The 12,646-nt window shown below is 47.6% G+C and carries 14 protein-coding genes; 6 read left to right on the top strand and 8 right to left on the bottom strand.

Going from position 1 to position 12,646, the window contains the following annotated elements; all coding sequences use genetic code 11:
• Positions 1–64: 64 nt before the first annotated feature.
• Both RAN89_RS13550 and RAN89_RS13545 read right to left on the bottom strand, forming a co-directional pair.
• Positions 65–886: a sensor histidine kinase gene (locus RAN89_RS13550; protein WP_313866801.1), complete on the bottom strand. Its 822-nt coding sequence runs from the start codon at positions 884–886 to the stop codon at positions 65–67.
• Positions 887–1,404: 518 nt separating this feature from the next.
• Positions 1,405–2,061 (bottom strand): response regulator, encoded by a 657-nt coding sequence (locus RAN89_RS13545; protein ID WP_313866800.1) that lies wholly within the window; start codon positions 2,059–2,061, stop codon positions 1,405–1,407.
• 159 nt (positions 2,062–2,220) lie between these two features.
• Here RAN89_RS13545 and RAN89_RS13540 point away from each other — a divergent pair, with 159 nt between their 5' ends.
• Positions 2,221–3,309 carry a beta family protein gene (locus RAN89_RS13540; RefSeq protein ID WP_313866799.1) on the top strand — a complete coding sequence of 363 codons (1,089 nt, stop codon included), beginning with the start codon at positions 2,221–2,223 and terminating at the stop codon, positions 3,307–3,309.
• A 17-nt stretch (positions 3,310–3,326) separates the two neighbouring features.
• Entirely contained in the window at positions 3,327–3,743 is a 417-nt protein-coding gene (locus RAN89_RS13535; RefSeq protein WP_313866798.1) for a hypothetical protein, read from the top strand.
• Between the two features lie 97 nt (positions 3,744–3,840).
• Here the strand turns inward: RAN89_RS13535 and RAN89_RS13530 are convergent, their stop codons facing one another.
• Positions 3,841–4,206 carry an H-NS histone family protein gene (locus RAN89_RS13530; protein ID WP_313866797.1) on the bottom strand — a complete coding sequence of 122 codons (366 nt, stop codon included), beginning with the start codon at positions 4,204–4,206 and terminating at the stop codon, positions 3,841–3,843.
• Between the two features lie 192 nt (positions 4,207–4,398).
• On the opposite strand from RAN89_RS13530, the gene RAN89_RS13525 reads away from it, so the two are divergent.
• Together RAN89_RS13525 and RAN89_RS13520 are read left to right on the top strand one after the other, a co-directional pair.
• Entirely contained in the window at positions 4,399–5,292 is an 894-nt protein-coding gene (locus tag RAN89_RS13525) for a DNA adenine methylase (protein ID WP_313866796.1), read from the top strand.
• Between the two features lie 256 nt (positions 5,293–5,548).
• A complete protein-coding gene (locus RAN89_RS13520) occupies positions 5,549–7,150 on the top strand; it encodes a methyl-accepting chemotaxis protein (protein ID WP_313866795.1) in 1,602 nt (533 codons plus the stop codon).
• Between the two features lie 608 nt (positions 7,151–7,758).
• Here RAN89_RS13520 and RAN89_RS13515 read toward each other — a convergent pair.
• The 4 genes from RAN89_RS13515 to RAN89_RS13500 all read right to left on the bottom strand — a co-directional run bounded on the left by RAN89_RS13515 (position 7,759) and on the right by RAN89_RS13500 (position 10,266).
• Complete coding sequence (locus RAN89_RS13515) at positions 7,759–8,043, bottom strand: HU family DNA-binding protein (protein ID WP_313866794.1); 285 nt, start codon at positions 8,041–8,043, stop codon at positions 7,759–7,761.
• A 24-nt stretch (positions 8,044–8,067) separates the two neighbouring features.
• The gene (locus RAN89_RS13510) at positions 8,068–8,718 is read right to left on the bottom strand and encodes a hypothetical protein (protein WP_313866793.1); all 651 of its coding nucleotides are present in this window, start codon (positions 8,716–8,718) and stop codon (positions 8,068–8,070) included.
• A 126-nt stretch (positions 8,719–8,844) separates the two neighbouring features.
• Positions 8,845–9,615, bottom strand: coding sequence for a S1/P1 nuclease (locus RAN89_RS13505; RefSeq protein WP_313866792.1), 771 nt, complete (start codon positions 9,613–9,615; stop codon positions 8,845–8,847).
• Positions 9,616–9,891: 276 nt separating this feature from the next.
• The gene (locus tag RAN89_RS13500) at positions 9,892–10,266 is read right to left on the bottom strand and encodes a carboxymuconolactone decarboxylase family protein (protein WP_313869400.1); all 375 of its coding nucleotides are present in this window, start codon (positions 10,264–10,266) and stop codon (positions 9,892–9,894) included.
• A gap of 87 nt (positions 10,267–10,353) precedes the next feature.
• Here RAN89_RS13500 and RAN89_RS13495 point away from each other — a divergent pair, with 87 nt between their 5' ends.
• Complete coding sequence (locus RAN89_RS13495; protein ID WP_313866791.1) at positions 10,354–11,262, top strand: LysR family transcriptional regulator; 909 nt, start codon at positions 10,354–10,356, stop codon at positions 11,260–11,262.
• 110 nt (positions 11,263–11,372) lie between these two features.
• Here RAN89_RS13495 and RAN89_RS13490 read toward each other — a convergent pair whose 3' ends face one another.
• On the bottom strand, positions 11,373–11,924 hold the full coding sequence (locus tag RAN89_RS13490; protein WP_313866790.1) for a hypothetical protein: 552 nt from the start codon (positions 11,922–11,924) through the stop codon (positions 11,373–11,375).
• Between the two features lie 241 nt (positions 11,925–12,165).
• On the opposite strand from RAN89_RS13490, the gene RAN89_RS13485 reads away from it, so the two are divergent.
• A complete protein-coding gene (locus tag RAN89_RS13485) occupies positions 12,166–12,645 on the top strand; it encodes a GNAT family N-acetyltransferase (RefSeq protein ID WP_313866789.1) in 480 nt (159 codons plus the stop codon).
• The last annotated feature ends 1 nt before the right edge of the window (position 12,646 follow it).

Below are 12,646 nucleotides of genomic sequence, written 5' to 3'. Positions count from 1 at the left end.
TGGGATTACCTAAATTAGGACAATGTATTTAGGCATGGATGCTAAAAACTGAATTCCCATCTATTCATGGAAGGCTTACTGTGAAGCATGCACCTGTGTTTGAACTGGAAACCTCAATGCTTCCATTTAACTTTTTAACAGCAGTCTCTACAATTGATAACCCCAATCCCGAGCCTGGCGTATCGTGCATTTTGCCTCTGTAGAAGCGCTCAAAGATGTATGGCAGATCACTCTTTTCAATTCCATTCCCGGAGTCTTGTACCGTGATTTCAATTCCACTTGGTACCCTGCGTGCGATAACATTTATTTGCGCGTTGTTTGGTATATATTGAATCGCATTAGATACTAAATTCTGAATGATCGATACTATTGCGTGTTCATTTGTTTTATGTGTCAGTTCATCAGGAACTTCGAGGCTGAGCTCTATATTCTTTGTGATGGCTTTTGGAGCAAGCATCGCCAGTGTGTCTCCAATAAGCGCAGCGAGGTTTACCTCACTCCATTGAGACTCTTCGTTGGCATCTAGCCTGGCTAAAACTAGCAACTGCTCAACCAAGTGATTTGCTCTTTTGATTGCTTGGTCAAGACTACTTGCTGCCTCTAGTCTCGTTGCCTCGTCATTTGCGCGTTTGAGTACATGCGCTTGGGCAGATATGACAGCCATGGGCGTTCTGAGCTCATGGGCAGCTTCTTGAACAAAAGCAGTTTCGCGTCCCACTTTTTGACGCATTGACTCAAGCAAACCATCAATGGCAGAAATTAGCGGCTTAACTTCAATGAAGTCGGTTTTTATACCCGTAGGTGAGAGATCTGCGCTATTACGGGATTTTAGATTTGCTGAAATCTCTTGAAGTGGTTTTAGTCCATTTCTGGTAGCCAGCCACATTGGTAGTAGCAATAAGGGTACGGACCAAATAAGGTATGTGCTTAGGTTACCCAGTAGCCCCGCTAGTAGGCTTAATGTCTTCAAAGGCTTTCGGGTTACTTCAACTTTCCAAGGTATCCCACTACGGGTCACATACGCAATTGGTGCGCAGGATGTATGTTGTTCAAATAGCTTTGCGTGCTGTGATCTTTGTAGATGGGAGGACTGTGCTGAATTCGCATCGACCTCGGTGTTCGCTATGTACTCAATTTTGTATTCAAGCGGAATTAGGTCGAGCTTAGCCTTCTTATTGACCATCTGCTGAAGAACGGATAACGAATGAGTGTTAACAGATGCTCCATCGTTCGCTTGTAGGAGGGCGACAGAGGCTATACAAATTTCGTTTAAATCAGATTTCGCGTGGGCGCTTACGGTAGCTTCAAGAAAGATGAGTATCGTCGCCGCGAGGATTGAGAATGCCAGGGAGATCGTCAGGTAGGTTCGAATTCTCCAAGCTAGAGATGTGTTCGCGTACTTGCTCATATTGCGATCATGTAACCCACGCCTCGCACCGTCTTCACTCTTGCAGAGCCAATTTTTTTGCGGAGATTTGAAACATGGACCTCAATAGCGGTGAAGTCTAGTGGTGTTCCGAGCGGCTCAAGCCTATTGGCCAGAGATGACTTTGACACAACGGAACCGGGTTCTCGGGCCAGTTCCAGAAGAATTCTGAATTCCCTAGGAGATAGATCAAGTGGCACGCCAGCGATGTATGCCTTGTGAACTCTTGGCTCAATTTCCAGATCTCCGAATGTCCAGATGCTCCCAGCTTGCTGGGAAGAACGCCGACACACTGCTTGAATTCGAGCTACCAACTCGGCAGTGGCAAACGGCTTGATTACAAAGTCATCTGCCCCTTGATTGAGGGCTTCCAGTCGAGTCTCCAAGGCTGAACGTGCAGTGATGACGACGATTGGAGTTACAAGCTTTTGTTGTCTCCATTTTCGGATGAGGTCAATGCCGTCCCCATCTGGGAGAGTGAGGTCTAGGAGCACGCACTTGAATGGCGAGTCTGGCGTCCATTCAGGACAATCAGTGACGCGCCTTACCCATGTGCTGGTAAAGCCTTCTGCATGCAGCGCTTGCTGCAGGGCTTTGCCTAAGTCAAGGTCGTCTTCAATCAAGAGTAAGTGCATTCCTCCATTATTGGATAAATGCATTAATGTTTGCTAAAGATGCCTCTTTATTCACTGCTTAGTGTCTTTTTTGCATCTTTGGTATTTCTTTAGCTTCTCCGCTTCCTGTCATGCTAATTTCTGCCCCCTTCTTTAGACATAGACACGAGAGCCGCCCCATTGAAGAATGCCAAGTATTTTCCAATTCTTCCGCTTGGTAGAGCCTCAGGCGTTGGTATATCAAGCGCCATAGAAGCAAGTCCCCAAGCAATTACTCCAATTTTTGTTGCAGCAAGTCCCAGCGTCGATCCCATAACACTTGAATTTCAGTACTCGCCAATGAGGCACGCACTGAACATTCTTGAGTGCTTGACTCAGTTCACATCTGATTCGAGCGCATTTGGGCTTCAGCTTCCCAATCCCCCTGATGATGCTTCGCTTGGGGAAACCTCCCTCATGGGCGTGTATGAGTCCCTTTTGAGCGGAGGTAGGCAGGTTTACCCTGTGCTGGCAATTACGGGACCAGATATTTGGAAGGTTCAGGCCCAGGCACTACGCAAAGTCAATCGATTGAATAAATGGATATTTCGGTTGACTCTCACAAATAGGGGAGCCACTGCAGAAGAGCTGAGAAGTTGGGTAAGCAGGGCACTAGATGTCGTTGTTGCCGAACCAGAGGATGTAGATCTCGTCGTTGACCTTGGGTATGTGGGTGGCTGGCAAACAATGAGTTCGGTAGGTGGTGTCGAACACTGGCTGCGTGTGCTTTCAGAGAGCTTCAATTGGCGAAATGTTGGCCTTATTGCTTCGTCATTGCCTTCGTTCTTCAGAAACAACACATCTGACTCTTTTCCGGTTATCCGAGATGACTGGGCTCTATTTCGTGAACTCAGGCGACGAATGGGCTCTGGCGTTCAGCTTTCATTTGGCGACTACAGTATTTTCGGCTCTCCATCTAGTCTTTGCCCGCCGTCTGCCGGATCAGAGATGTTGTTTCCATATTCGGGTGCGAGCAGTTGGTTCGTTTTTAAAGCTGATCCAGGAGCTGCATCACTTTCCGAAGAATGTCATCGACTTATGCAAAGACTCGCCGGATACCCCGCCATCTACATGGGGGCTGATTTCTCATTTGGGGATGCCCATTTAGCGCGATTGGCGGAAGGGGGCTTCGCAAAAGATGACCTCGGCTATTACGTCGGCGTAATTTCTGCATTGGTTTCACACCATTCAGATTTAGTTGCAAGTCAGCTTCGTAGATTGAGTGTTTAGTTGAAAAGGAGCATAAATTGCTTGATAGTCATTTGGAAGAAATTGCTGAAGCCCGTGTTGAGAGCGCAGAATACCTCGACTTCTTCGATAAGCCGGAATACTTGGTAACAGAGAGTTTTGAGAGCGGAGAGTTGACTCTTGACTTCACTGCTATGAGTCCAAGTTTCTTGTGGAGTCTGCTTGGGATTCTCACCAAGAAAGAGGTCGTGACCCATGCCGAGGTTACGGCTCTCATCGGACTTATGCCTACTCCGATGACAGTCATCCCTACCGGCACCACTCCTGACCCCTTTTTCCAAGTCCGTAATTTGGTGGCAGATTGCGATGGCCTTCTGTCGGCATTAGAGGCGCGTCGATCGGTGACTACTGTCTCCCACTACTCAAAGGCGCGTGAAGCAATGAAGCGGCTGCAAGGCACTGTCCTCGTGGTCTGAGCCACACTATTTGATAAATGCATTGATTGGTTTTCTGACCAAATAAAAAAGCACTGGGGACCCGTTGGAGTCCCCAGTGCTTTTTGTATAGAACCGTTTAGGCTTGTGGCGCTTCTGTAATCAGGAATGATTCCTTTGGTTGACCGCCGGCAATAAGAGTTGCTAGCCACTTCGGAGTCAGTCCGCGACCGGACCAAGTTTCGCCGTTTGGCCCTTTGTACTTCGCTGCCACTGCGGTTTTCTCTTTCTTCACTTTGGCAGGTTTTGCGCCAGCAACTTTACCGGGACGTCCAGCCTTGCCTTTAACAGCTTTAGTGGCCTGTAGATCTTTTACCGTGATGCCATAAGCGGACATCAATTGCTGGATCTCACTAACCGTTGTGTTGAATTCTTTGCTGCGGATTTCGGACGCTTGCTTTTGAAGTTTTTCAATTTGAGATTGCAGATCAATGAGCTTGGACATGAAGTTACTTTCGTTTAGCGAAGAAAACTAGATTTTAATCAATTAGTCGAAAATCTTGCAAGCAAGTGACACTTATTCAAAGAATAAGGAAGCGCAATCTCAATTTTTTTTCGACCGAACTTGATTTTAAGCGCTTAAATTTATATGACTTAATTTGGAGCGTAGAGGCTAAAGCTGATTGCTTGACTGTGGATGCTCCACACTCATGCGAATCAAAATGACCCGACGAGTCACTGCAACGTTGGTTGTAGACCATTCTTGAAATGGACTGGCGGAAAGCAACGCCTACTTTCGTCTCTGCTGCCATTACTCCCTAAGGGAAGTAGATTAATTGAGCCCTTTGTGGGTGCCGGTTCCGTCTGCTTGGCAGCCGATTACATGTCTTACCTCATCAACGACGCTAATCCTGTCCTAAGCGCTGTTTGGTTGGCCTTACAGCAGAAGCCAAACGAGTTCATTTCAAAGGCAGAGTTGTACTTTTGCGAGGAATACAGGAGTCAATCGTCATGCCTTGATATTCGCGAGCGTTTTAATAGCGAACCTTGCATGTTTGGGAGAGCTGTGATGTTGCCTTACCTCAACAGATTTGGCTTCAATGGACTGTTTCGGGTGAATCGTTTGGGTAAGTTGAATACACCATATGGATATCCAAGAAAGGTGCCAAATTTTCCGACTAAAAGTTTTGCTTTAGCATCCCTCAAGTTGCAGTCCTGCCTAGTAACTAGCGGTGACTACAAGGCCGCAGTGGCGCAAGCTGGCCCCAGCGATGTCGTTTACTGTGATCCACCTTACTTGGTGGTGTCCGGGGCGCGAAAAAAAGAAATTCCCTACACCGTGAGCTCATTTGGCTCTCCTGAGTTTTACGAGTTGGTGCGTATTTGTGAGGACGCTGTCCAACGCGGTGCTGCGGTTGCCATATCCAACCTTGATTGTGAGCAGTCACGCAGAGCACTAGCGAATTGGAAGTTGTACGAATTGAATGTGAGTTCAACGGTGTCAGGAAACGCGAGTGGACGCAGAGTCAGAGGCGAGTTATTTGCCGTCGGCCTACCAAGAAAATTTTCAGTGTGCATGTCGTTGAACTAAGAGATGCATTGAACCTATAAATTCATCCGAGTGCATCTAGACCGCACTAAGCTTTCATGGTCCAACCTTTAGATTGCCTAAAGACGAGGCATTTCCATAGCTGAACTTACGACGTAAGTGTGAGAATGCCCCATACGTGAGCCTCGATTTAGACCTGCCCGTGACGTCCTGTTGCTGGCTTGTGAGAGTGGGCTCCTCCTCATTGGCATCTTTGCTGAGAGAGTGCGAATACATCACCGAAGGGTAGACAAAGACTATGAAGCTTGGAAATTTGCGTATTGGCACACGGCTAGCGATTGGATTCGGTGTCGTGTTAGCCATATTGTCAGTCATGGTGGTGTTGGGAAACTATCTGAATGCCCAAAACAAGGACAGGATGATCAATGGGCTGGAGAGTGCTACGCAGAAAAGTATCCTTGCAGGAACCATGAAGGGTAGTTTGCTGGAGATCGGTATTGCTATCAGGAATATCGGTTTAGCTTCAGAAGTGCAAGCGATGCAGTCCGAAGAGGCAAAGGTTAAATCCCAGCGAGAGACTTACACTGCTGCGCGAGAAAAGCTGGTTGCGCTCGGTCTGTCGGATGTAGAGAACAAGATTCTGGAAGAAATAGCAGGGTTGGATAAGACGATGGATGGTCTCTTCAAGGAGGCCCTAGGTCAGGCACTTGCATTTAACGGTGAGGCCTCTGCGAAGATTATTGTGACCAAAGTCGACCCTCTGTCAATACAACTACAGGTCGCTATCAACAAACTCGTAGATGTCCAATCAAACGCTACCCAAGAAGTTCTAGATAACTCTCTGGAAGCTGATCGCAGCCTCAATTTAATCTTGCTCAGCTGTGGAGCGCTGGGCGTCTTGATCGGTAGTCTCAGTGCTTGGCTAACGTCAAAGAGTATCACTGAGCCTCTGAAACGAGCAGTACTGGTTGCTAAGACGGTTGCCTCGGGTGAGCTCACTTCCAAAGTGAGCGTCCATGGAAAGGATGAAATCAGTGAGCTGCTGAAATCATTGCAGCACATGAATGACAGCTTGGCTGTCACCGTAGGCGAAGTTCGCATGGGCGCGGAGTCCATCAGCATTGCTTCCAGGGAAATTGCAGCTGGCAACCATGACTTGTCTGCTCGCACTGAGAGCCAAGCAAGTTCGCTAGAAGAAACTGCCGCTGCGATGGAGCAATTGACTGGGACAGTGAAGCAAAACGCTGACAACGCGCGTCAGGCCAATCAGCTCGTCCATTCAGCTTCAGAGGTTGCCGAAAAGGGCGGCCTTATCGTTTCCAGTGTTGTGCAAACAATGGGCTCTATCAAAAGTAGCTCGGGAAAAATTGTTGACATCATCGGTGTGATTGATGGCATCGCTTTTCAAACCAACATTCTTGCTCTCAATGCTGCTGTTGAAGCTGCGAGAGCAGGGGAGCAGGGTAGAGGGTTTGCTGTGGTCGCTGCAGAAGTCCGAAGCCTTGCTCAGCGCAGTGCCAGTGCGGCAAAAGAAATCAAGAACTTGATTGGTGACTCTGTAGATAAAGTTGACGCTGGAAGCAAGCTAGTCGACGAAGCAGGCCAGACCATGACAGCAATTGTGTCTTCGGTACAGCGTGTCGCGGACATCATGGGAGAGATATCTGCCGCAAGCCAAGAGCAAAGTGTTGGCATTGAAGAGATCAATCGGGCTATCAGCGAAATGGATGAAATGACACAGAAGAACGCTGCATTGGTCGAACAGGCTGCCGCTGCAGCATCAAGTCTTCAGGACCAGACGCAGATGCTTCAAAAAGCGGTCAGCATTTTCAAACTTGAAAATGAAACCCCGTTGAGCACACATTCGCACATCGCTCTAGGTTATGGCAATGCCGCCTAGTTAAGGTTTTGCTAGGAAAGACACAGATCTAGGGAGGAAGGAAATGCAAGTTGGCGGAATTTTACAAAGCACCTATGTAGGTACACGCAGTCATTCAAGTCCAAAGGCAGAATCGAATTCGTCTAGTGGTCCTGTTGTTTCCTCTGAAGGTTCGTCTAACGTCAGCTTTAGTAAGGAAGCCTTGATGAAGTCGTTAGGCTCACGTTTTGACGTTACGAACATGACATCAATGGATATGAAGGCAATGGCGACAGAGTTGAAGGACAACCACCTAATCAGTGAGTGGGAATATGCTGATATGACATCTGTGATTAGCCTATCACAGGTAGCTATGATCCAAACACGACCATAAATTTTGAAAGTCAGTATGCAGCGCAGATCGAGTTTTCTAAGCAATACTCAACTCCGCAGGACACTCGGATGCTAGAGAAATTACATGGCCTACTTGTAGACATCATGGCCGCTAGAGGATAGATAGTTCCATCGATCTAAACGAGCGGAATAAAAGGGCAGGGCAACTTCCTTTTGCTTAAGAAGCGAGTGTCCAGCTGCTTTGCTAAGAAGAAGCCAAACATTTACTGGATAGCGCCTTCTTTGAAAGAAAGAGCTTACTTTTTCTTTTTGGCCACAGCAGCTTTGAAGGCAGCACCCGGTGTGAACTTGGGCACTGTGGTCGCTGCGATCTTCAATGCTTCACCAGTACGTGGGTTCTTGCCAGTCCGTGCAGCACGCTTGGCAGCTTTGAACGTCCCAAAGCCAATCAGCTGTACGTCTTCCTTCTTTGCCACTTTGGCAGTGATGATCTCAATCAAAGCATCCAGGGTACGTCCAGCAGCCGCTTTGGACAGTTCAGACTTTGCAGCCAATGCTTCGATCAATTCGCCTTTGTTCATGAGGTTCTACTCCGTGGTTTGTTGTTACTTTTTGGAGGTCAGCTTCAGGGAACCTGATGCGTTTTCTTCCAAGTAGGCATTTTCTAACAACTTATTGAATGAGGCTGTGACTGAGCCCAGAGGAAGCCCAGCGGTAACCCCAACCTGCGATCGCTTGATCTCCGTGAACTTCTTTGCGTTCAGCAATGGTTTGAGGTGAGTCCAGAGTTTTTGGGTGTTGGGACTGAGTGCAGACTTGGTAGCTACTTTGCGAGCTTGAGCTGGTTTCGGAGCTGCCTTTACTTTCTTGGGCTTCTTGGCGACGACGTCTGTAGCCTCAATAGATTCGATCACGGGCGAGCTGTTCACAATGGCCAAAGTAGGCTGTGATGTTGTGGGTGGAGCTAGACGACCTCGTGGCTTGCTACTACCTAATCCGCTTTCACCTAGTTGTTGTGCAGCCTGGTGCACCTTGCGCAGTTCTGTCTCAATCTGTTCCAGGGTCTGCGAGAGGCGCGCAACTGTTTTCCATTCTTCGAATAAAGAGTCTGCTTGAAGATCAAATGGATTGCTGCTCATGGCAAGGCGCACTTGATCTGCATAGGCCTGGACTACAGACTTGAGGGATGCGTCAGCTTGATGAACAGCAGCGCCGGCAGTCTGAATATCGGCAAGAGTTGGTTTTGGAATGGGCACGACGGGCTCCTTGTAATGGTTACTTGTGACTATTGGTCAGCAAGTCTCAGTATACGGATTGAAGCTATCAGGCCTATGTGCACTAGCCTGACGAACTACATAAAGCGCTTTTAATGAAGTCCAAAGCTACTTGAGTTCATTCAAGACTTGTGCAAGTCGGCTGCCCGCGGCTGCCAATTGATATGCCATTACAGGCACATAGCGATCAACGTATTCCGGTGTCACCAAGCGATCTGGATAGAAGCCTGACTGCGAGACGATTTTGCAAGACTCCATAGCAATTGCCGCTGCATTGAATGAAGTCTTTTGCAGTGATAAAGGGCGCACTAGGAGACTTTTGACAATCTGTTCGTTCTCTTGCTGCAGTGATTTGATGAGTCCTGTGTCCCAAACCGCATGCAAGTTGCTACCGCGCATGAATGCTTGGAGCTGGTAGCTGTTGCCTCCGCGGTCTTCCCCAAATCCTGCATGAAGAGGTTGATGAATGTCTCCAATGAAGTGCACGACATATTTCAAGGCATTCAGTCGCTTCTCGTCATCCCCGGATGTGCGAAGGACTTCAAGTTGTCGATCAATCGCAGCGACCACGCATTTGCCGTATGGGCAGTCTCGCTCTGGCTGGTAGTTGCAGTCTCCACGCGGGAAGTTCACATAGTGCCAAGCGGCAGTGGCAGGATTGCGGTGCTCGTCTGCCCACGTGGAGATGCTGGCCAGGGTAGCGCCTGTTTCCTGGGCCAAAAGTCGATCAACTTCTTTACGCGCTGCTGAGGAGAGTTGGGCCTCTGCCAGCATAGCCACGATCTTGTGTCCTTCGCTTCCCCAAGCCAATGCTTCACTGCTTTGCATAACTAAGGCGAGAAGACCAGCGATGAATAGCGCTCTCTTAGTTCGAGTCATGAGCTGAATTGAATGCCTAGATTGGAATAGATAGAGCCTACTAGATAGTGCAGGAATTCAACTTCGTCTGAAGGAAACTATTTATTCAGAATTTGAGCTGTCCTCGCCAAGCTAAAGGGCGACGTCATCCCGTAGTCAGTAACACTAGGCTTTGGAACCCAGTGTTTCGGTCAGCGAGGTCTCAAGTGCTACTCGGAATTTTTGAATCCAAAAATTGAGACATTTGGCGAGGGATGGGGAGTCCCTTAGTTTCTGCTGGACAAGCTCAAGTCTCTCTTATTCGGTTTGCCCAAATACTTCTTTTGCAGCAAATATCCCATTTAGCGCCGCTGGAAAACCGGCATAGACAGTCATCTGCATGATCACCTCAATTATTTCCTGTTTGCTGCAGCCTACATTTAGTGCTCCGTGAATATGTACTATGAGTTGTGGCCTGGCATTACCTAGTGCGGTTAGTGCTGCCACAACTGCTAGCTCTCTACTCTTCAGATCAAGCCCAGACCTTGAGTAGATGTCGCCAAAAGGGAACTCAATCAGAAGTTTCGCAAAGTCTGGTGCGATATCTCTAAGGCTCTCAATGACGTTCTCTCCAGCTTTGCCGTCAATCTCTTTGAGCTTTTCCCATCCACGATTAAAGCGTTCGTTTTCCATCATGTTTTCCTATAAGTTCAGTAAAGATTGCAATGTATGAAGCAATGGACAACTCATCCAATACCATTTGTGTGATACCTTTTTGGTATGAAAGAGTCCATCGATTTACGGCAGCTTCGCTATTTTCTAGCGGTAAGCGAAGAACTGAATTTCAGTCGCGCTGCGATACGTCTCCATATCTCCCAGCCCCCTCTGAGTAGACAGATCAAAAAATTGGAAGAGCAGCTGGGAGCAGACTTGTTCGTGAGAACCAAGCAAAGTGTTGTGCTGACAAAGGCCGGTCAAGCGTTTGTGCCTGAGGTTAGAAAGACCTTGGAGCAAGCTCAGAAGGCGATATCCGTTGCCCAAGCCGCACGCACTGAGGTGAATAGACGATTTCTGGTGGGTTACACCACTGTGTTTGATCGCAGTGCAATACCTGACGTGCTCGACGAGTTGCAAGTTGCTTTCCAGAGCTGGCGAATTACAACGAATGGAAAACGCTCAATCAGTTTGGTACAAGAGATAAAGGCTGGCCGTATGGACGCTGCATTTATCGGTTTGCACACGGAAATCAAAGGGCTGGTTTCGGAAACCGTCTTTGAGGAGCCACTGATTGTTGCGCTGCCAGCCGTTCACCCCCTTGCGCAGAAATCTGTAGTCGGGTTCGATGACCTATGTAAGGAGCCGATGTTTTGGTTTGAACGACGTCTAAACCCCGGCTTCTATGATTACTGCCAAGCATTTTTTAGTCGAATTCATTTCAAACCTTCTGTTGTACCTGAACCCCAAGATCATCATGTCCTATTGGGATTGATAGCCGAGGGGAGGGGCTTTGCGCTAATTTCAAAGTCCTTAGAAAAACTAGTACGTGAGGGAGTTGTTTTTAAAGAGCTGGTGAAGGCTCAAGATAAGCTTTCTATGGGGATAGCCGTGGTTTATTCCCCAAGCAATCAATCTCCAGTATTAAGAAAATTTCTTGAGCTTGTTAGGAGTAAGAAAAACCAAGCATTTTAGATTTAATTTCCTTTAGTTCACATTGGCTTCAGACCTCTGGCTCTCGCAAAGCAAATATTAGATAAAGCAGTGCCTAAATGATATATTCTCTGGTCATGGGTGAGGCAGGCTCATGCTTCTACATGACTTGGGTGCGATTCGTTTCTGATAAAACTGAGGTCAATGATTTCTTGCGCTGCAGTAATACTACTGACCATCTGCATCTCTAGTGCGAAACTAGTTCTTTGTTTTTCAAATGATAGAAGAATAGCCGGTTTCAGGCAGGAATTTACCAAATCGCACAGAGTCAAAATAACGCTATCACTCTCATAGCCCTTGTCTGAGTAAAAGGTGTCGCCATAACCAGACACACCTCTCTGTGCTTGTAAGGTGCAAATGAATTCAAAGCAGTCCTCAAGAAAATACTGTGCTTCATAGTCAGCGATTGACATTGTTTCCTTGGTTTTCTGGGTTAATAGAAACCAGTGCGTTCGTATCCCATGAGTCTTAAATGCTGTAACTACATTTGCTATTTGCAAAAGGCTCTCTCCCTCGGATGAAGGTTCTAAAGGCCTATTGAAGTTTAGACTCGCCATTACGTATCCTAGGTGCCAGGTTAGGTACCTTTTCAGGTACCTTAGCTTTAATAAATTATCTTCTAAATGAGGGGCTGTTTTGCTCATGTTTTTCCTGTTTGATTGATCCCAACAGGTCGTTTAGAGATTGAATTTATATACTTGCTTTTATGGAATCCACCACGTCGCTTTAGCTTCTTATAGTCCTTGTCTCTCACAAGTCGATACCTTTGGATTTGCTAAATAAGCGTCCCAAATAGCTCCAAATTAGCGTTGAGTCACTATATTTGAGACCTTTCCTTTTAGGGCTCAAAGGATGGAGACCCTTTTCTAAGGATTGGGAACAAAGATGCTTCAATTTCGACCACTTCTAGCCTCAGACCAAGCAACACTTTGGCATTGGCTTCATGTCGCTCTCTGGGATCCACCTCCAGCAAAGCTTCGTCCAGTTTCAGTATTGGATAGTGCCGAGGTTCGGATCTACGCAGAAAGCTGGGGTAAGTCCACTGATGTTGGCGTGGTTGCTGTTATCAATGGTGTCGATGCCGGCGCTTGCTGGGTGCGCCTGATTAAGGGGGGTGATGGACTCGCATACGTTGATGACCAGACTCCTCAGCTAGGCATTGCTCTAGATGCTGAATATCAACGTCGGGGACATGGTCGCCCGATGATGCTTGCCACATTGCAGGCCGCAAGGGATGTTGGATACACACAAGTCTCGCTAACTGTTCACCCGCAAAACCCAGCTGCGCAGATGTACGAGTCTTGCGGATTTGCCAGGCAGGGTGTGCGTGAGGGATTCATTCTCATGCTCGCAAAAATTGCGTGAG

Origin of the sequence: Rhodoferax mekongensis, from assembly GCF_032191775.1 — a bacterium.
Lineage (GTDB): Bacteria > Pseudomonadota > Gammaproteobacteria > Burkholderiales > Burkholderiaceae_C > Allorhodoferax > Allorhodoferax mekongensis.
Note: the sequence above shows the minus strand (reverse complement) of the source record. Positions and strands in the feature narration are given on the sequence as shown.

What these genes read in the sequence shown, in the direction of transcription:
- RAN89_RS13550 (WP_313866801.1), bottom strand. Translation starts at nt 886, where the DNA reads ATGTGGCTGGCTACCAGAAATGGACTAAAACCACTTCAAGAGATTTCA.
- RAN89_RS13545 (WP_313866800.1), bottom strand. Translation starts at nt 2,061, where the DNA reads ATGCACTTACTCTTGATTGAAGACGACCTTGACTTAGGCAAAGCCCTG.
- RAN89_RS13530 (WP_313866797.1), bottom strand. Translation starts at nt 4,206, where the DNA reads ATGTCCAAGCTCATTGATCTGCAATCTCAAATTGAAAAACTTCAAAAG.
- RAN89_RS13525 (WP_313866796.1), top strand. Translation starts at nt 4,399, where the DNA reads ATGCTCCACACTCATGCGAATCAAAATGACCCGACGAGTCACTGCAAC.
- RAN89_RS13520 (WP_313866795.1), top strand. Translation starts at nt 5,549, where the DNA reads ATGAAGCTTGGAAATTTGCGTATTGGCACACGGCTAGCGATTGGATTC.
- RAN89_RS13515 (WP_313866794.1), bottom strand. Translation starts at nt 8,043, where the DNA reads ATGAACAAAGGCGAATTGATCGAAGCATTGGCTGCAAAGTCTGAACTG.
- RAN89_RS13505 (WP_313866792.1), bottom strand. Translation starts at nt 9,615, where the DNA reads ATGACTCGAACTAAGAGAGCGCTATTCATCGCTGGTCTTCTCGCCTTA.
- RAN89_RS13500 (WP_313869400.1), bottom strand. Translation starts at nt 10,266, where the DNA reads ATGGAAAACGAACGCTTTAATCGTGGATGGGAAAAGCTCAAAGAGATT.
- RAN89_RS13495 (WP_313866791.1), top strand. Translation starts at nt 10,354, where the DNA reads ATGAAAGAGTCCATCGATTTACGGCAGCTTCGCTATTTTCTAGCGGTA.
- RAN89_RS13490 (WP_313866790.1), bottom strand. Translation starts at nt 11,924, where the DNA reads ATGAGCAAAACAGCCCCTCATTTAGAAGATAATTTATTAAAGCTAAGG.
- RAN89_RS13485 (WP_313866789.1), top strand. Translation starts at nt 12,166, where the DNA reads ATGCTTCAATTTCGACCACTTCTAGCCTCAGACCAAGCAACACTTTGG.